Consider the following 18,698-nt stretch of genomic DNA (forward strand, 5'->3'; position numbering starts at 1 on the left):
CGGCCGCTTCTTCAGCAGAAGCGGCCGGTTTTTAATTGCCTCACATATGCTTGATCATCGCATCACCAAAGCCCGAGCTGCCCACTAACGTAGCGCCGTCCATCAAACGCTCGAAGTCGTAGGTCACAGTCTTGGCCGCAATCGCGCCATTGGTGCCCTTGATGATCAGGTCGGCCGCCTCGGTCCAGCCCATGTGCCGCAGCATCATCTCCGCCGACAAAATCACCGAGCCTGGATTGACCTTGTCCTGCCCGGCATACTTGGGCGCAGTGCCGTGGGTAGCCTCGAACATGGCCACGGTATCGGACAGGTTGGCACCCGGCGCGATACCGATGCCGCCCACCTCCGCCGCCAGGGCGTCGGACAGGTAGTCACCGTTGAGGTTGAGGGTGGCAATCACGTCATACTCGGCCGGGCGCAGCAGGATCTGCTGGAGCATGGCGTCGGCGATGGCATCCTTGACGATCACCTCGCGGCCGGTTTTCGGGTTCTTGAACTTCATCCATGGGCCGCCATCGAGCAGCTCGGCACCGAACTCGTCACGAGCCACTTCATAGCCCCAGTCCTTGAAGGCCCCTTCGGTGAACTTCATGATGTTGCCCTTGTGCACCAGGGTCAGCGACTCGCGGTCGTTGTCCACCACGTACTGCAGGGCCTTGCGCACCAGGCGCTTGGTGCCCTCGCGGGAGACCGGCTTGACGCCGATGCCGCAGTCCTGGTCGAAGCGGATCTTGGTGACGCCCATTTCCTCCTTGAGGAACTTGATCACCTTGTTCGCCTCGGGCGAGCCGGCCTTCCACTCGATACCGGCATAGATGTCTTCGGAGTTCTCGCGGAAGATCACCATGTCGACGTCACCAGGCTTCTTCACCGGGCTCGGCACCCCCTGGAACCACAGCACCGGGCGCAGGCACACATACAGGTCGAGCTGCTGGCGCAGCGCTACATTGAGCGAACGGATGCCGCCGCCGACCGGCGTGGTCAACGGGCCTTTGATCGAAACCACGTAGTCTTTCACCGCGTCCAAGGTCTCCTGGGGCAGCCAGGTGTCCTGGTCATACACCTGAGTGGCCTTCTCGCCGGCATACACCTCCATCCAGGCGATCTTGCGCTTGCCGCCGTAGGCCTTCTGCACGGCGGCATCGACCACCTTGATCATCACCGGCGAGACATCGACGCCAATCCCGTCGCCTTCGATATAAGGAATGATCGGGTTGTCAGGAACGTTGAGCGAATGGTCTGCATTGACGGTGATCTTGGTGCCGTCGGTCGGAACCTTGATTTTCTGGTATCCCATGCTTGCACTACTCCGCTGTCGGGTGTGATTGGACATCGTGCGATCCACTGAGCCTAAACCACATCCGCTGACCTGCAAGCAGTGCGGCAATACACCACATTGCCCCTACGTCTTTGGTCTTATAAATGGCGCCGATGTCACTTCGCCTTGCTGATTAGCCCAAATGGTTTGGTATACTCCGCCGCGACCGAAGGGTCATCGGGGCGAATCCCAGGAAAATGCGGACCGCCCTTGGCCATGAATGGCCTTAAGTCTGGGTTGTTACCGCAGCCCAGCATTGACGCTCGACTGATGCATCCACCATCACCGCTCGCAGCCTCTCGACTTTCCGCTCATGGCGTTGCCAGGGCGATGCGCCTACCCTGCGCAACACGAGACTCGAGCACGCTCAGCACACAGAGAGTTAACCCGCATGCCCACCCGTTCCAAGATCATCTATACCTTCACCGACGAAGCCCCCGCCCTCGCCACCTACTCGCTGCTGCCGATCGTCGAAGCCTTCACCGCTTCCGCTGACATCGCCGTCGAAACTCGCGACATCTCCCTGGCTGGCCGTATCCTCGCCGCCTTCCCGGAGCAACTGGGCGCAGAGAAGCAAGTAGGCGATCACCTGGCGGAACTGGGCCAGCTGGCTACCACCCCTGAAGCCAACATCATCAAGCTGCCGAACATCAGCGCCTCGGTACCGCAGCTCAAGGCCGCGATCAAGGAACTGCAAGGCAAGGGCTTCAACATCCCTGACTACGCCGACGAGCCGTCCACCGAGGCCGAGAAAGAATCCCGCGCCCGCTACGACCGCATCAAGGGCTCGGCCGTGAACCCGGTACTGCGCGAAGGCAACTCCGACCGCCGCGCGCCGCTGTCGGTCAAAAACTACGCTCGCAAGCACCCGCACAAGATGGGCGCCTGGGCTGCCGACTCGCAGTCGCACGTTGCCCACATGAACAACGGCGACTTCTACGGCAGCGAAAAAGCCGCACTGATCGAGGCTGACGACAGCCTGCGCATCGAGCTGGTCGGCAAAGATGGCAGCACCACCGTGCTGAAAGCCAAGACCGCCGTCAAGGCCGCCGAAATCGTCGACTGCGCCACCATGAGCCGCAAGGCCCTGAAAGCCTTCATCGCCGAGCAGATCGCCGATGCCAAGGCCTCCGGCGTGCTGCTGTCGGTGCACCTGAAAGCCACCATGATGAAGGTCTCCGACCCGATCATGTTCGGCGTCATCGTCGAAGAGTTCTACAACGACGTGCTGGCCAAGCACGCCGCTGCCCTGGCTGAAGTAGGCTTCAACGCCAACAACGGTATCGGCGACCTGTACGCCCGCATCAAGGACCTGCCAGCTGACAAGCAGGCCGAGATCGAAGCCGACATCCAGGCCCTGTACGCCGAGCGCCCAGCGCTGGCCATGGTCAACTCCGACAAGGGCATCACCAACCTGCACGTGCCGAGCGACGTCATCGTCGACGCCTCGATGCCAGCGATGATCCGTGACTCGGGCAAGATGTGGAACACCGCCGGTGAACTGCAGGATGCCAAGGCGATCATCCCGGATCGTTGCTACGCCGGTATCTACCAGGCCACCATCGAAGACTGCAAGGCCAACGGTGCCTTCGACCCGACCACCATGGGTAGCGTGCCGAACGTCGGCCTGATGGCGCAGAAGGCCGAAGAGTACGGCTCCCACGACAAGACCTTCCAGATCCAGGCCGACGGCGTTGTCCGTGTGGTCGATGGCAAGGGCAAGGTCGTTCTGGAACAGAACGTCGAAGCCGGTGACATCTTCCGCATGTGCCAGACCAAAGACGCGCCGATCCAGGACTGGGTCAAGCTGGCCGTCAACCGTGCCCGCCTGAGCAACACCCCGGCGGTGTTCTGGCTGGACCCGGCCCGCGCCCACGACGGCGTGATGATCGAGAAGGTGCAGCAGTACCTGAAGGATCACGACACCGCAGGCCTGGATATCCGTGTCCTGGCACCGGTCGACGCGATCAAGTTCTCCCTGGCCCGCATCCGCGAAGGCAAGGACACCATCTCGGTGACCGGCAACGTGCTGCGCGACTACCTGACCGACCTGTTCCCGATCATGGAACTGGGCACCAGCGCCAAGATGCTGTCGATCGTGCCACTGATGAACGGCGGTGGCCTGTTCGAAACCGGCGCCGGTGGTTCGGCACCGAAGCACGTGCAGCAGCTGGTGGAAGAGAACTTCCTGCGTTGGGACTCGCTGGGTGAATTCCTGGCCCTGGCCGCTTCCCTGGAGCACCTGGGCAACACCTACGACAACCCGCGCGCCAAGGTTCTGGCCAACACCCTGGACCAGGCTACCGGCAAGTTCCTCGACACCAACAAGTCGCCTTCGCGCAAAGTCGGTGGTATCGACAACCGCGGTAGCCACTTCTACCTGACCCTGTACTGGGCCCAGGCCCTGGCGGCTCAGAGCGACGACGCCGCCCTGCAGGCGCGCTTCGCCCCACTGGCCAAGACCCTGACCGAGAACGAGGAGACCATCGTCGCCGAGCTCAACGCCGTTCAGGGCAAGCCAGCCGACATCGGTGGCTACTATGCGCCAGATGCCGCGCTGACCGCCAAGGTGATGCGCCCAAGCCAGACCCTGAACAGCGCCATTGCCGCCCTGTAAGGTTCGCTTGAAGTAACAGCACAAACCCCGGCCACGCACCGGGGTTTGTGCTTTCTGGCCTCCGGGGGCTGCGTTGCAGCCCTTTCGCCACACAAGGCCGCTCCTACAAAGGATCGCGATCACCTGTAGGAGCGGCCTTGTGTCGCGAAAGGACCGCGCAGCGGTCCCAAGATCTGTAAGGACACCGCAAATGAACTGGCAACCCCACATCACCGTCGCCACCATCGTGGAACACGAGGGCAAGTTCCTCTTCGTCGAAGAGTTCAAAGCCAACCAGCACGTCTTCAACCAGCCCGCCGGCCACCTCGAACCCAACGAGACCCTGCCCCAGGCCGCCCTGCGCGAAACCCTGGAAGAAACTGCCTGGGAAGTCGAGCTCACCGGCGTGGTCGGCATCTACCTCTATACCGCCCCGAGCAATGGCGTGACCTACCAGCGCATCTGCTTCGCCGCCCGCCCCGTACGCCACCACCAGGACCTGGCCCTGGACAGCGATATCGTCCGCGCCGTGTGGCTGACCCGCGAAGAACTGCTGGCCGACCCCAGCCGCTGGCGCAGCGAACTCGTCCCGCGCTGCCTCGACGACTACCTCGCTGGCCCGCTGCACAGCCTCGACTTGCTGCGTGACTGACGCGCCGCGCCGGTTTTGATAGAATCGGCGTTTTTCCCCCTTGATACACACCGGTACCCATGACCAGCCCAGCATTCAAAGATCCCGCCAAGACCCGCGTCATCGTCGGCATGTCCGGCGGCGTGGACTCTTCCGTCTCCGCCCTTCTGCTCATGGAACAGGGCTACCAGGTGGAAGGGCTGTTCATGAAGAACTGGGAAGAAGACGACGGCACCGAATATTGCACCGCCCGTGAAGACCTGGCCGACGCCCAGGCCGTGTGCGACCGCATCGGCATCAAGCTGCACACCGCCAACTTCGCCGCCGAGTACTGGGACAACGTGTTCGAGCACTTCCTCGAGGAATACAAGGCCGGCCGCACGCCCAACCCGGACATCCTCTGCAACCGCGAAATCAAGTTCAAGGCGTTCCTCGACTACGCCCTGTCGCTGGGTGCCGACCTGATCGCCACCGGCCACTACGTGCGCCGCCGCGACACTGGCGAACTGACCGAACTGCTCAAGGGCCTGGACCCGAACAAGGACCAGAGCTACTTCCTGCACGCCGTCGGCGGCAAAGAGATTGCCCGCACCCTGTTCCCGGTCGGCGAACTGGAAAAGCCCGAAGTCCGTGCCATCGCCGAAAAACACGGCCTGGCCACCGCCAAGAAGAAGGACTCCACCGGGATCTGCTTCATCGGCGAGCGCCGCTTCAGCGACTTCCTCAAACAGTACCTGCCGGCCCAGCCGGGCAACATCGAGACCACCGAAGGTGAAGTGATCGGCCGCCACCACGGCCTGATGTACCACACCATCGGCCAGCGCCAGGGCCTGGGTATCGGCGGCCTGAAGGACGCCGGTGACGAGCCATGGTACGTGCTGCACAAGGACCTGACCCGCAATGTGCTAGTGGTCGGCCAGGGCAACGAACACCCGTGGCTGTTCTCCCGCGCCCTGCTCGCCTCGGAAATCTTCTGGGTCAACCCGATCGACCTGAGCAGCCCGCGCCAGCTGACCGCCAAGGTGCGCTACCGCCAGAGCGACCAGCAATGCACCCTGGAGCTGACCGAAACCGGCTACCGCGCCGTGTTCAACGAACCGCAGCGCGCCGTGACCCCGGGCCAGTCGGTGGTGTTCTATGACGGCGAGGTGTGCCTGGGCGGCGGCGTGATCGAAACCGCCGAGCCGTGGAGCCCACGCGCATGAGCAACCTGCAGGAGCAGCTGATTGCCCTGGGCGGCGTGTTCCAGGCCGCCGTACTGGTCGACCGCATCGCCCGCACCGGCCAGGCTAGCGAAGCCAACATTGGCTGCATGCTTGGCAGCCTGCTGGTACGTGACCCCAAGGACACCCTGGAGGTGTTCGGCGGCGACGACCTCAACCTGCGAGACGGCTACCGTGCCCTGGTCGGCGCCCTGGAGCGCGACCCCAGCAGTCTGCAGCGCGAGCCGCTGCGCTATGCGCTGTCGATGCTCGGCCTGGAACGCCAGCTGAACAAGCGCGGCGACCTGCTCGACACCATCGGCAACCGCCTGCCACAGATCCAGTCCCAGGCCGACCATTTCGGCCTGGTTCACGAAAATGTCATCGCTTCCAGCGGAGCCTTGTACCAGGACACCCTGAGCACCCTGCGCCAGCGCATCCAGGTGCATGGCGACATGCGCTTCCTGCAGCAGGCTAGCAACGCCTCGAAGATCCGCGCCCTGCTGCTCGCTGGCATCCGCGCCGCGCGCCTGTGGCGCCAGCTGGGCGGGCATCGCTGGCAGCTGGTATTCAGCCGGCGCAAGCTGCTCAACGAACTGTACGACATGATGCGCACACCGTCCTGAAGAAAAACGCCGGACCTGTAGGAGCGGCCTTGCGTCGCGAAAGGGCTGCGCAGCAGCCCCAGAATCGCCGTCCCAGCATAGATTGCCGGGGCTGCTGCGCAGCCCTTTCGCGACGCAAGGCCGCTCCTACAGGCAATTTTCATGTATGATATGCGCCCTTCCAAAAGCCTGACTGTCCGAGAACACCCCATGCAGCTTTCTTCGCTCACTGCGGTTTCCCCTGTAGACGGCCGTTACGCCGGCAAAACCCAGGCCTTGCGCCCCATTTTCAGCGAATTCGGCCTGATCCGTTTCCGCGCCCTGGTCGAAGTGCGCTGGCTGCAGCGCCTGGCCGCCCACCCGCAGATCGGCGAAGTACCGGCGTTCTCCGCCGAAGCCAACGCCCTGCTGGACAGCCTGGCCACCGACTTCAAGCTCGAGCACGCCGAACGCGTCAAGGAAATCGAGCGCACCACCAACCACGACGTCAAGGCGATCGAATACCTCCTCAAGGAGCAGGCCGCCAAGCTGCCTGAGCTGGCCAAGGTCAGCGAGTTCATCCACTTCGCCTGCACCAGTGAGGACATCAACAACCTGTCCCACGCCCTGATGCTGCGCGCTGGCCGTGACGACGTGCTGCTGCCACTGATGCGCCAGATCGCCGACGCCATCCGCGCTCTGGCCCACGCCCACGCCGACGTGCCGATGCTGTCGCGCACCCACGGCCAGCCGGCTTCGCCGACCACCCTGGGCAAAGAACTGGCCAACGTCGTGTACCGCCTGGAGCGCCAGATCGCTCAGGTCGCTGCCGTGCCGCTGCTGGGCAAGATCAACGGCGCCGTGGGCAACTACAACGCCCACCTGTCGGCCTACTCGCAGATCGACTGGGAGCAGAACGCCCGCGCCTTCATCGAAGACGAACTGGGCCTGCAGTTCAACCCGTACACCACCCAGATCGAGCCGCACGACTACATCGCCGAGCTGTTCGACGCGATCGCCCGCTTCAACACCATCCTCATCGACTTCGACCGCGACGTCTGGGGCTACATCTCGCTGGGCTACTTCAAGCAGAAGACCGTGGCCGGCGAAATCGGCTCGTCGACCATGCCGCACAAGGTCAACCCGATCGACTTCGAAAACTCCGAAGGCAACCTGGGTATCGCCAACGCCCTGTTCCAGCACCTGGCCAGCAAGCTGCCGATCTCGCGCTGGCAGCGTGACCTGACCGACTCCACTGTGCTGCGCAACCTGGGCGTGGGCTTTGCCCACAGCGTCATCGCCTACGAAGCCAGCCTGAAAGGCATCGGCAAGCTGGAAGTCAACGAAGCCCGCATCGCCGCCGACCTGGACGCCTGCTGGGAAGTCCTCGCCGAGCCGATCCAGACCGTGATGCGCCGCTTCAACATCGAGAACCCTTACGAGAAGCTCAAAGAGCTGACCCGTGGCAAGGGCATCACGCCAGAAGCGCTGCTGACCTTCATCGACGGCCTCGACATGCCGGCCGACGCCAAGGCCGAGCTGAAGCTGCTGACCCCCGCTACCTACATCGGTAACGCGGCAGCCCAGGCCAAACGCATCTAAGCTGACCGTCGCGTTCAACGCCCGGCCTGGCCGGGCGTTTTTATTCCCGGACGAAAATTACGTTTTTTCAATAGGTTGAACATGAATCCTGATACTCCACTGCAGCTGCTCGGCGGCATCTCGGCCCGCGAATTCATGCGCGACTACTGGCAGAAGAAGCCACTGCTGGTGCGCCAGGCCTTCCCGGACTTCGAAAGCCCGATCGACCCCGACGAGCTGGCCGGCCTGGCCCTGGAAGAGGAAGTCGAGTCGCGTATCGTCCTCGAGCACGGCGCCCACCCGTGGGAACTGCGCCGCGGCCCGTTCACCGAAGACACTTTCGCCGAGCTGCCGGAACAGGACTGGACCCTGCTGGTACAGGCCGTCGACCAATTCGTCCCGGAAGTCGCCGAGCTGCTGGAGCACTTCCGCTTCCTGCCTAGCTGGCGTATCGATGACGTGATGATCAGCTTCGCCACCCCGGGCGGCAGCGTCGGCCCACACTTCGACAACTACGACGTGTTCCTGCTGCAGGGCCACGGCGAGCGCAACTGGAAAGTCGGCCAGATGTGCAACAGCGACAGCCCGCTGCTGGAGCACGCCGACCTGCGCATCCTCGCCGAATTCGAACAGAGCGACGAGTGGACCCTGGAGCCGGGCGACATGCTCTACCTGCCACCGCGCCTGGCCCACTACGGCGTCGCCGTGGACAACTGCCTGACCTACTCGGTCGGCTTCCGCGCCCCGAGTGCCGCCGAAGTGCTGACCCACTTCACCGATTTCCTCGGCCAGTTCCTGCCGGATGAAGAGCGCTACAGCGATGCCGACGCGCAACCCGCCAGCGACCCGCACCAGATCCAGCACGACGCCCTCGACCGCCTCAAGGCGCTGATCGACAAGCACACCAACGACAAGGACCTGTTGCTGACCTGGTTCGGCCAGTTCATGACCGAGCCGCGCTACCCGGAGCAGGTGGTCGGTGAAGAAATGGACGAGGACGAGCTGGTCGAAGCCCTGGAAGACGGCGCCATCCTGATCCGCAACCCAAGCGCACGCATGGCCTGGTCAGAACTCGGCGACGACCTGATGCTGTTCGCCAGCGGCCGCAGCTGCCCACTGCCGGCCAAGCTGCGCGAACTGCTGAAGCTGGTATGCTCGGCCGATGCGTTACACATCGACAACCTTGAGCAGTGGTTGCAGGACGAAGATGGCCTTATGCTGGTACAGCAGCTGATCAAACAAGGAAGCCTGGGATTCGCCAATGAATAAGATTCGTGTGCGCCTTGCCGACTGGCACAAGGACAACGCCGATATCCGCCGTATCCGCGAAGCCGTGTTCATTGCCGAGCAGCATGTACCGCCGGAGCTGGAGTGGGATTCGGACGATCCGAGCGCCGCGCACTTCCTGGCGCTGGAAGGCGACTACCCGATCGGCACTGCCCGCCTGCTGCCAGACGGCACCATCGGCCGGGTCTCGGTGCTCAAGGACTGGCGCGGCCTGAAGGTCGGCGATGCGCTGATGAATGCAGTGATCGTCGAGGCGCAGAACCGTGACCTGAAGCAGCAGATGCTCAGTGCCCAGGTGCATGCCACGCCGTTCTACGAGCGCCTGGGCTTTCACGTAGTCAGCGAGGAATTCCTCGAAGCCGGCATACCGCATGTGGACATGGTGCGCGACTCGCGCGCCTGATCCTCAGCACCACACCGCCCCTTGTAGGAGCGGCCTTGTGTCGCGAAAGGGGCGCGTAGCGCCCCCCAGATCTCTGCCCTTGCAAATAGTAGGGGGCTGCTTTGCAGCCCTTTCGCGACGCAAGGCCGCTCCTACAAGAATCGCGTCAATCCCATGCAACAAATAACCTGTACATCCATCCAGATAAAACTTGCCTCCGCGCCCCCGCTTGCGCATCCTAGTGCCCATCATTCCCCGATGAAGCGTTCCCGGCCATGCGCCTGTTCCTCTGCGAAAAACCCTCCCAGGCCAAAGACATCGCCAAGGTGCTCGGCGCCAACCGCAAGGCCGACGGCTGCTGGCAGGGTATTGACGTCTGCGTGACCTGGTGCATCGGCCACCTGCTGGAAACCGCCCCGCCCGACAGCTACGACGACCGCTACAAGCGCTGGAATCTCGCCGACCTGCCGATCATCCCGGAAAAGTGGAAGATGCTGGTCAAGCCCAAGACCGCCAGCCAGTTCAAGGCCGTCAAGCGCCTGCTCGGCGAAGCCCGCGAGCTGGTAATCGCCACCGACGCCGACCGCGAAGGCGAAATGATTGCCCGTGAGCTGGTCGAACACTGCCGCTACCGTGGCCCGATCCAGCGCCTGTGGCTGTCAGCCCTGGACGACGCCTCGATCCGCAAGGCCCTGGCGCGGCTGCTGCCGGGCCAGGAAACCTTCAACCTGTACCATTCGGCACTGGGCCGCTCCCGTGCCGACTGGCTGATCGGTATGAACATGAGCCGGTTGTTCACCCTGCTCGGCCGTCAGTCCGGCTACCAGGGCGTGCTGCCGGTGGGGCGGGTGCAAACCCCGACCCTGCGCCTGGTGGTAGACCGCGACCGCAGCATCGCCGACTTCGTGCCGGTGCCGTTCTGGGCCATCGATGTCCAACTGGAAAGCGCGGGCCAGGTTTTCAACGCCCAGTGGCGCGCACCGGAAGACACCTGCGACGACCAGGGCCGCTGCCTGAATCAGGCGCTGGCCCAGCAGGCCGCTGCCGACATGAACAATGCGGGTACGGCGCGGGTACTCAAGGTTGCCACCGAGCGCGTGCGCGAGGCCGCACCGCTGCCCTTCGACCTCGGCACCCTGCAGGAGCTGTGCTCGAAAAAGTTCGGCCTCGGCGCCCAGGAAACCCTCGACATCGCCCAGGCGCTCTACGAAACCCACAAGCTGATCACCTACCCGCGCAGCGACTGCGGTTACATGCCGGTCAGCCAGCACGGCGAAGCGCCAGCCATCCTTGCTGCGCTGCAACGTGCCGACGCCAGCCTGGCGCCGCTGCAAGCACACCTGGAGCCGCAGCGCCGCTCACGCGCCTGGAACGACGGCAAGGTCAGCGCCCACCACGGCATCATCCCCACGGCAGCCGCCAGCGACCCGGCACGCCTGCCCGCCAAGCACAAGGCGGTCTACACGCTGATCCGGGCCCGCTACCTGGCGCAGTTCCTGCCCAACCACGAATATGACCGCACCCAGGCCGAGTTCGACTGCGCCGGCCATGCCCTGCGCGCCGTCGGCAAGCAGATCGTCGAGCCCGGCTGGCGCCGCGCCCTGCCCGAGGCGCTGACCCCGGCCAAGGGCCGCGAGACCCAGCCCGCCCAGGTGCTGCCCGCCTTGCATGAAGGCCAGGACTGCAACGTGCATGGCATGCAGTTGAAGGACCTGTGGACCCAGCCGCCCAAACCGTTCACCGAAGGCGACCTGATCAAGGCGATGAAGAACGTCGCCAAGCTGGTGGACGACCCAAGGCTGAAACAGAAGCTTAAGGAAACCACCGGCATCGGCACTGAAGCCACCCGTGCCAGCATCATCCAGGGCTTGCTCGATCGCGGCTATCTGGTGAAGAACGGCAAGGCCCTGTCCGCCACCCCGGCCGCGTTCAGCCTGATCGACGCCGTGCCCCGCGCCATTGCCGACCCCGGCACCACGGCCATCTGGGAGCAGGCGCTGGACATGGTGCAGAGCGGCGAGATGAGCCTGGAGGAGTTCGTTGCCCGGCAGTCGGCGTGGATGGGCAAGCTGGTGGAGCGTTGCCGCGGGATGCGCATGACCATTACCGGGCCAGCGGTGGGCAAGGCGGCGCCTTGGAAGAAGAAGCGGCGCAGTACCAGTAAAGGCAAGGCGGCTGATGGCAAAACAGCGGCCAGCAAGCCTCGAAAGCCAAGGCGCAAGGCCTCTAGCTGATGCAGCGCTTGCGCTGGCCTCTTCGCGGCTAAAGCCGCTCCCACAGGTGTTGAGCAGGTCCCGAGAGCGGCGCGATCTCTGTGGGAGCGTTCTTAGCCGCGAAGAGGCCGGTACAGCCACCACAAATTCTAAGTCCCACTCTTCAACCGGCTGAATGCCCGGGTCAATTCGCGGTTGAACGCTTTGCCGTTGTCATTCTTGCCATACAATCGCGCCCGCACCTCGGCCGGCGGATAAGTCCCCGGTGCATTTCTGATCTGCGTATCCACCAGCCCATCCGCTGCCGTGATCGCGTTAGCGTAATGAATGGTGTCGGTAATCGGCGCAATCACATCCGGTCGCATCAGGTAATCCACCAGCTTCCACGCCGCATCCAGATGCGGCGCATCCTTGGGCACCACCAGCGCGTCCAACCAGATCAACGTACCCTCCTTCGGAATGCTGTAGTCCAGCACAAAGGCCTTGCCGGCCTGCTGCGCCTGCCCCTCGGCGATGGCCACGTTGCCGTTCCACGACATCGCCACACAGGTTTCACCATTGGCCAGGTCATTGATGTTGCGGTCATTGTCGAAGTAGCGAATGTACGGGCGCACCTTGCGCAGTTGCATCTCTGCCGCCTTCAGGTCCTCAAGGCGCTGCTGGTTGATGTCCAGGCCCATGTAGCGCATCACCGCGGCGAACACTTCGTTGGGGTCGTTGAGCAGGCTCACCCCGCAGTCGGCGAATTTCGCCACCACCTGCGGGTCGAACAGCATCGCCCAGCTGTCCAGTGGGGCATTGCCCATGCGCGCCGTCACCGCCTGCTGCTGGTAACCCACCCCGGTGGTGCCCCAGGCATAAGTCCCGGCATAGCGATTGCCTGGGTCGAACAAGGCCATGTGCTGGCGAAACTCCTCACCCACCCCTGCCAGGTGCGGCAGCTGAGCTTTGTCCAGTGGCTGCAGTGCGCCGCTGGCAATGGCCCGGCTCAGGTGCTGGCCGGCGGTGAGCACCACGTCGTAGCCACTGCCACCGGTCAACAGCTTGGTCTCGGCGGTTTCCAGCGAATCGAAATGGTCGGCGACTACGCGGATGCCGGTTTCCTTCTCGAATCGGGTCAACGTATCGGGGGCAAGGTACTCGCCCCAGATGTACAGGTTGACGGTCGGCTGTTGTGCGTCGGCAGCCTGAGCCACCGACGCCACGCAGCTCAGGGCGACCGCAATTGCCAGTGCGCGCCGTTTCATCAGCGGCCTCCGGCATACTGCGGCATGGTGATGCAGGCGACATTGCCGCCACCGAGCAGGACCTCGCGGGAGTTCTCGATACCGATGATGCGGTGACCAGGGAACAGCTCGGCCAGGGTCGCCTGGGCAATGGCGTCATTGCGGTCGCCAAACAGCGGCATGACGATGGCCGAGTTGCCTGCGTAGTAGTTGATGTACGAGGCGCAGATGCGCGTGCCGGCCTCGCGCAGGTGGGTACCGTCGACTTGATCCAGCCCCGCCGCTTCTTCGGCAGTCCACTCCAGCACATCAGGCTGCGGCAGCTTGTGCACCTTCAGTTCCCGGCCACGGGCATCACGGGTGCTGCGCAGGATGTCGTACGCCTCCTGGTAGATTTCCCACTGCGGGTCGTCACGGTTGTCGGTCCATTGCAGCACCACTTCACCGGGGCGCACGAAGCAGGCCAGGTCATCGACGTGGCCATCGGTCTCGTCGAACTTGCAGCCACGCGGCAGCCAGATCACCTGCTCGGCACCCAGGTAGTCTTCCAGGCGACGGGTCACCTCGGCCTTGCCCAAGTGGGCGTTGCGGTTGCGGTTGAGCAGGCATTGCTCGGTGGTCAGCAAGCTGCCCTGGCCGTCACTCTGGATGCCGCCCAGCTCAGCGATCAGCGGCGCGCGGTAGCGATCCAGGCCTTCGATCTCGAGGATCTTCTGGGCGATCTGGTCGTCCTTGTCCCACGGGTAGTAGAGGCCGCCATCGAGCCCGCCGTAAGCGTTGAACTCGAAGTCGACGCCTCGCACCTCACCGCTGTTGTCATTGACCACGAAGCAGGCACCGCTGTCGCGGAACCAGGTGTCGTTGCAGGTCATTTCCACCACTCGCACCTGCGGTGGCAGCAGGCGCCGGGCGTTGGCGTACTGGGCAGCGGAGGCGCAGACCGTGACCGGCTCGCTGGAGGCGATCGCGCTGACGATCTCGACCCAGACCTTCTGCGCAGGCTTGGCACCATTGCGCCAGACATCCGGGCGCTCTGGCCAGCCAAGCCAGCAGCCGGCCTTGCGCTCGAATTCGCCGGGCAGGCGGAAACCATCGGCCTTGGGAGTGGTGGTGAGCGAACGTGCCATGGGTCAACCTCGTGTCGGTGAGTGATGGCTGCACGCTACGCCGCCCCGCTTGCGCCATCCAACGATGAAAACTCAGCGATAGCTGAATTCAATTCAGCTATCGCCCAGCTGTTCGATGAACCATTCGATGAAGTCGGCCACCGGCGCGCGCTCCAGGCGCAGCCGTTCACACACCAGTGCGTACTGCCCCTGGGCCGTCACGCTGGCACTGAACGGGCGCACCAGGCGGCCGCTCTGCAGGTCAGCCTGGCAGGTCAGATTGTCGCCCATCGCCACGCCCTGCCCCAGCAACGCGGCCTCCAGCGCCAGAGCAGCATGGGGGAAGTACAGCTGGCGAGTAGGCAACGCGTCCTCGGCATGGGTGGCTAGCCAGGTAGTCCAGGTGCGGCCATCCTGGTCGTCGTGCAGCAGGCAGTGGCGGACCAAGTCGCGCGGGCGCTTGAGGCCGCCTTGGTTGAATAGGCCCGGGCTGCACACGGGGAAGAACTGCAGCAGCGGCAGTGGCCGGACGAAGTGGGTGCTGGCGTCCAGGGCGCTGGTGCCGTAAGTGATGGCCAGATCGACGTCCAGCGCAGGGGCGCCGGCATCGATCGGCTGATCATGCAGGTGCAGGGTGATGTGCGGGTAACGGCTGCTGAAGTCGGCCAGGCGTGCGACCAGCCACTTTTGCGCCAGCTCCGCTGTCACCGCCACCCGCAGCACTGCCTGGGAGGCTGGGTCGCGCAGCTCGTCACAGGCCTTGCCGATCAGTTCGAAGGCCTGTTGCAGGTGATGCAACAGGCGTTCCGCTTCGGCACTGGGGCGCACCTGGCGGCCAACGCGCTCGAACAGGGCAACGCCAAGCTGCTCTTCGAGCTGGCGTATCTGGTGGCTGACGGCGCTGTCGGTGACGCACAGCTCGGCGGCAGCGCGGCCGAAATGGCCGTGGCGGGCGGCGCACTCAAAGGTACGCAGGGCGGTCAGGGAAGGCAGGCGGCGCATTGTTTTTCCTGTCGGGGCCTCGGGGGCTGCTTTGCAGCCCTTTCGCGACACAAGGCCGCTCCTACAGGAATCCGCGCTCGTCTGTAGGAGCGGCCTTGTGTCGCGAAAGGGCTGCGCAGCGGCCCCCGAATCATATATGCAACGAAGATCCAAGGACGAACGGTCTGGCGCTATGAAAATTCACTGCTAAATTTTCATGAAAATAACCACAATAAATTTCACGAGGCCAAGGCATGTTCAAGCAATCCGCCCAGCACGTCGCCAGCTACTACGCCCAGACCTACCCCGCCAGCATCCCCCTGCGCCCTACCCTGCAAGGCCCGCACGACACCGATGTGCTGATCGTCGGCGCCGGCTTCAGTGGCCTGCACACCGCCCTGCGACTGACCTTGGCCGGCAAGCGCGTAACCCTGCTGGAAGCCAGCCGAGTCGCCTGGGCCGCCTCCGGGCGCAACGGTGGCCAAGCGCTGCTGGGCTGGTCATGCGACATGCCGCCACTGGAGAAAGCGCTGGGCGTGGAACGCACCCGGCGCCTGTGGGACAGCATGTGCTGGGCCGCCGACGAGATGCGCGAGCTGCCCCTGCGCCATGGCTTCGACATCGATTACCGGCTTGGCAGCCTGTGGACCGCCGTGCTGCCCCGGCGCATAAAGATGCTCGAAGAAGTCCTGCACGACGCCGAGCACAAATGGGGCTACGACGCCCTGCGCCTGATCGGTCGCGACGAGTTGCCGCAATGGATCGACAGCCCGCGTTACCAGGCCGCGCTGTACGACGCCAGGGGCGCGCACCTCAACCCGCTGAAACTGGCCCAGGGCCTGGCCGCCACCATCGAAGCCCATGGCGGGCGCATCTTCGAACAGAGCCAGGTGCTCGACTATCAGCCCGGCGCCGACGGCTACGTGGCCCGCACCGAGCATGGCGAGGTCCGCTGCGGGGTGCTGGTACTCGCCTGCAACGCCTACATCGACCGCCTCGACCGCGGCCTGTCGCGCCGGCTGCTGCCGGTCGGCTCGTACCAGGTGGCCACCGCGCCGCTGGATGCCGAGTTTGCCCGCTCGCTGCTGCCGCGCAACAGCTGCGTGATCGACAACCAGTTCGTGCCCGACTATTTCCGCCTCACCCCCGACCACCGCCTGCTGTTCGGCGGGGGCTGCACTTACCTGGGCGGCATCCCCAAGGACGTCGCCAGCGCCACCCGCCCCTACCTGGAACGGGTGTTCCCGCAACTGGCCGGGGTGGCCATCGACTATGCCTGGGGCGGCCACATCGACTGCAGCATCCAGCGCACCCCGGACGTCGGCTGCGAGGGCCAGCGCTACTGGCTGCAAGGCTTCTCCGGCCATGGCGTGCTGCCGACCCTGGCCGCCGCGCGGGCAGTGAGCGATGCCATCCTCGGCGACGACGATCTGCTGGCCTTGTACCAAGGCATCGACAACGGCCGCTTCCCGGGCGGCGACCTGCTGGCCGCACCGCTGGAGGCCGCGGCCAAGGCCTGGTACAGGATGCGCGATCATGTCTGAAGACGCCCAGGGCCTGGCCCTACTGATCCGCGACCTGCGCAAGCACCGCGGGCTGACCCTCGATGAGCTGGCGGGCAAGGTCAAACGCTCGCTGGGCTTTCTGTCTCAGGTCGAGCGAGGCCTGTCACAACCGACCGTGGCCGACCTGACGGCGATCAGCGAAGCCCTGCAAGTGCCGACCACCTACTTCTATCAGGCCAGCCAGCCTCCCGCGCTGGACTGGGTCACCCGTCCCGGCGAGCGGCGCACTATCTATTACGCCGAAGGCATCAGCGACGTGCTGGTCTCGCCCACCCTCAACGGCCGTTTCGCCATGCTCGAAAGCCACCTGGCGCCCGGCGCCAGCAGTGGCGAGGGGCACCTGGACGACAGTTCCGAGCAAGGCGGTTTCGTCCTCGAAGGTGAACTGACCCTCTGGCTCGCCGACGACGAGCAAGCCGTTACCCTCGCGCCCAACGACAGCTTCCAGCTGCCGCCCAACCGCCACTTTCGCTACGCCAACCTGACCGACCAGACGACCCGCGTCCTCTGGGTTTTCCGATGAGAGCACAGCATGACTATAACAACAGGCTTTCCCGATCTGCTCAGTGAAGTCCGCGCGTTTCGCACCCAGCACCCCGACATCAGCCATATCGACCTGCTCAGCCTGGACATACCCGGGCACTTCTATGGCAAGCGCTACCCCATCGACATGCTGGAAAAAGTCGCCGCCGGCAGCCCGCTGAAGCTGCCGCAGAACTGCGTGCTATTGGGCGTACAAGGTGGGCTGTTCCCCATTGGCGACTACTGCTTCAACGACGGTGACCCGGATGCCATCCGCCGCCTGATCCCCGGCACACTAAAGCCGGTGAGCTGGGAACGCGAGCCGCTGGGGCAGATGCTGATCAGCTCCGACGGCACCGCTGCCCCGATCGAGTTCGAACCCCGCGAAGTGCTCGCCCGCGTGCTGCAGCGCCTGGAACGACGCGGCATTCGCCCGGTGGTGGCATTCGAGCTGGAGTTCTACCTGTTCGACCGGGCGCTCAAGCAGGGCCTGCCGCAGTTCCCGCGAGACCCGCTCAGCGATGACCCGGACGACCAGCCCAACATGCATATCGAACGGCTGTCGCGCTTCAGCGAGGTGCTTCACGACATGGTCGACACCGCCAACGCGCAAGGTGTGGATGCCAACGTCATCACTGCCGAGCTGGGCCCCGGCCAGTTCGAGATCAACTTCGGCCACTGCGACGACGGCCTGCAAGCCGCCGACTGGGCCGCCCTGTTCTGCCGCAGCACCCGGGGTGTGGCGCTCAAGCACGGACTGCGCGCCTCGTTCATGAGCAAGCCTTACTTGCAGGCGCCCGGCAGTGGCATGCATGTGCATGTGAGCCTCTACGATCAGGTCGGCAACAACCTGCTGGCCGCCAACCAGCAACGCCCACTGCGCCACGCGGTGACCGGCTGCCTGGCACTGCTGCCGCACTGCATGCCGATTTTCGCCGCCAACCACAATGCATTCCGCCGCTATGGCGCCATGGTCAACGCTGCCAGCCGCGCCAGCTGGGGCTTCGAAGACCGCGATGCGTGCATTCGCATTCCCGAGTCGGATGCCCGCAACTTGCGCATCGAGCATCGGCTGGCGGGGGCGGATGCCAACCCGTACCTGGTGCTAGCGGCGATCCTGTGCGGTATGGAATATGGGCTGGATGCCGGGCAGGAACCGATCGCGCCACTGAACGAAGACCGCAGTAGCGGCATCGATTTCCCCAAGGACATGCTCGGCGCGGTCGCGGCCATGCGCAGCCACCCGGCGGTGAACGAGGGGCTGGGTGAGGAGTTCGTGATGGTGTATTGCGAGAACAAGCGCCAGGACCATCTGGCGTTCATGCAGGAAGTCAGTGCGCGGGAGTACCGCTGGTTCATGTGACATAGATGTTGGCTTCTTCGCGGGTAAATCGGATCGCCGCAACGCCGCTCCCACAGGTACTGCACAGGCCTCAGGCAAGTGCAGGACCTGTGGGAGCGGCGGTGCGGCGATCCGATTTACCCGCGAAGAGGCCGGTATTGC

At 64.4% G+C, this 18,698-nt stretch carries 15 protein-coding genes; 11 read left to right on the forward strand and 4 right to left on the reverse strand.

The genetic code is table 11. The features are described 5' to 3' along the window. Positions 1 to 40: 40 nt before the first annotated feature. Positions 41 to 1,297 (reverse strand): NADP-dependent isocitrate dehydrogenase, encoded by a 1,257-nt coding sequence (icd, locus tag ACLEJU_RS05045; protein WP_159409684.1) that lies wholly within the window; start codon positions 1,295 to 1,297, stop codon positions 41 to 43. A 412-nt stretch (positions 1,298 to 1,709) separates the two neighbouring features. Here icd and ACLEJU_RS05050 point away from each other — a divergent pair, with 412 nt between their 5' ends. The 8 genes from ACLEJU_RS05050 to ACLEJU_RS05085 all read left to right on the forward strand — a co-directional run bounded on the left by ACLEJU_RS05050 (position 1,710) and on the right by ACLEJU_RS05085 (position 11,815). Beyond that, a complete protein-coding gene (locus ACLEJU_RS05050; RefSeq protein ID WP_400719214.1) occupies positions 1,710 to 3,935 on the forward strand; it encodes an NADP-dependent isocitrate dehydrogenase in 2,226 nt (741 codons plus the stop codon). Positions 3,936 to 4,125: 190 nt separating this feature from the next. After that, positions 4,126 to 4,566 (forward strand): NUDIX hydrolase, encoded by a 441-nt coding sequence (locus ACLEJU_RS05055; RefSeq protein ID WP_435422046.1) that lies wholly within the window; start codon positions 4,126 to 4,128, stop codon positions 4,564 to 4,566. Positions 4,567 to 4,625: 59 nt separating this feature from the next. Then, complete coding sequence (mnmA, locus tag ACLEJU_RS05060; protein WP_435422047.1) at positions 4,626 to 5,750, forward strand: tRNA 2-thiouridine(34) synthase MnmA; 1,125 nt, start codon at positions 4,626 to 4,628, stop codon at positions 5,748 to 5,750. Beyond that, positions 5,747 to 6,373, forward strand: coding sequence for a high frequency lysogenization protein HflD (gene hflD, locus ACLEJU_RS05065; protein WP_435422048.1), 627 nt, complete (start codon positions 5,747 to 5,749; stop codon positions 6,371 to 6,373). Before mnmA ends, hflD begins: the two co-directional genes overlap by 4 nt. Positions 6,374 to 6,562: 189 nt before the next feature. After that, positions 6,563 to 7,933 carry an adenylosuccinate lyase gene (gene purB, locus ACLEJU_RS05070; RefSeq protein WP_103448071.1) on the forward strand — a complete coding sequence of 457 codons (1,371 nt, stop codon included), beginning with the start codon at positions 6,563 to 6,565 and terminating at the stop codon, positions 7,931 to 7,933. 81 nt (positions 7,934 to 8,014) lie between these two features. Continuing rightward, positions 8,015 to 9,181: a JmjC domain-containing protein gene (locus tag ACLEJU_RS05075; protein WP_435422049.1), complete on the forward strand. Its 1,167-nt coding sequence runs from the start codon at positions 8,015 to 8,017 to the stop codon at positions 9,179 to 9,181. Continuing rightward, positions 9,174 to 9,602, forward strand: coding sequence for a GNAT family N-acetyltransferase (locus ACLEJU_RS05080; RefSeq protein ID WP_435422050.1), 429 nt, complete (start codon positions 9,174 to 9,176; stop codon positions 9,600 to 9,602). Before ACLEJU_RS05075 ends, ACLEJU_RS05080 begins: the two co-directional genes overlap by 8 nt. 254 nt (positions 9,603 to 9,856) lie before the next feature. Continuing rightward, the gene (locus tag ACLEJU_RS05085) at positions 9,857 to 11,815 is read left to right on the forward strand and encodes a DNA topoisomerase III (protein ID WP_435422051.1); all 1,959 of its coding nucleotides are present in this window, start codon (positions 9,857 to 9,859) and stop codon (positions 11,813 to 11,815) included. Between the two features lie 128 nt (positions 11,816 to 11,943). Here the strand turns inward: ACLEJU_RS05085 and ACLEJU_RS05090 are convergent, their stop codons facing one another. The 3 genes from ACLEJU_RS05090 to ACLEJU_RS05100 form a co-directional block, all read right to left on the reverse strand. Next, on the reverse strand, positions 11,944 to 13,041 hold the full coding sequence (locus tag ACLEJU_RS05090) for an extracellular solute-binding protein (protein ID WP_435422052.1): 1,098 nt from the start codon (positions 13,039 to 13,041) through the stop codon (positions 11,944 to 11,946). Continuing rightward, entirely contained in the window at positions 13,041 to 14,147 is a 1,107-nt protein-coding gene (gene aguA, locus ACLEJU_RS05095) for an agmatine deiminase (RefSeq protein ID WP_435422053.1), read from the reverse strand. Before aguA ends, ACLEJU_RS05090 begins: the two co-directional genes overlap by 1 nt. 93 nt (positions 14,148 to 14,240) lie before the next feature. After that, positions 14,241 to 15,128, reverse strand: coding sequence for a LysR substrate-binding domain-containing protein (locus ACLEJU_RS05100; RefSeq protein WP_110631888.1), 888 nt, complete (start codon positions 15,126 to 15,128; stop codon positions 14,241 to 14,243). Between the two features lie 233 nt (positions 15,129 to 15,361). Here ACLEJU_RS05100 and ACLEJU_RS05105 point away from each other — a divergent pair, with 233 nt between their 5' ends. From ACLEJU_RS05105 to ACLEJU_RS05115, 3 genes are read left to right on the forward strand one after another with little or no spacing between them, the layout of a single operon-like run. Then, a complete protein-coding gene (locus ACLEJU_RS05105) occupies positions 15,362 to 16,651 on the forward strand; it encodes an NAD(P)/FAD-dependent oxidoreductase (protein WP_435425194.1) in 1,290 nt (429 codons plus the stop codon). Beyond that, positions 16,644 to 17,195, forward strand: coding sequence for a helix-turn-helix domain-containing protein (locus ACLEJU_RS05110; RefSeq protein ID WP_054887258.1), 552 nt, complete (start codon positions 16,644 to 16,646; stop codon positions 17,193 to 17,195). Before ACLEJU_RS05105 ends, ACLEJU_RS05110 begins: the two co-directional genes overlap by 8 nt. A 15-nt stretch (positions 17,196 to 17,210) precedes the next feature. Continuing rightward, the gene (locus tag ACLEJU_RS05115; protein WP_435425208.1) at positions 17,211 to 18,557 is read left to right on the forward strand and encodes a glutamine synthetase family protein; all 1,347 of its coding nucleotides are present in this window, start codon (positions 17,211 to 17,213) and stop codon (positions 18,555 to 18,557) included. Positions 18,558 to 18,698: the final 141 nt, after the last annotated feature.

This window comes from Pseudomonas sp. SMN11, from assembly GCF_052041945.1.
Lineage (GTDB): Bacteria > Pseudomonadota > Gammaproteobacteria > Pseudomonadales > Pseudomonadaceae > Aquipseudomonas.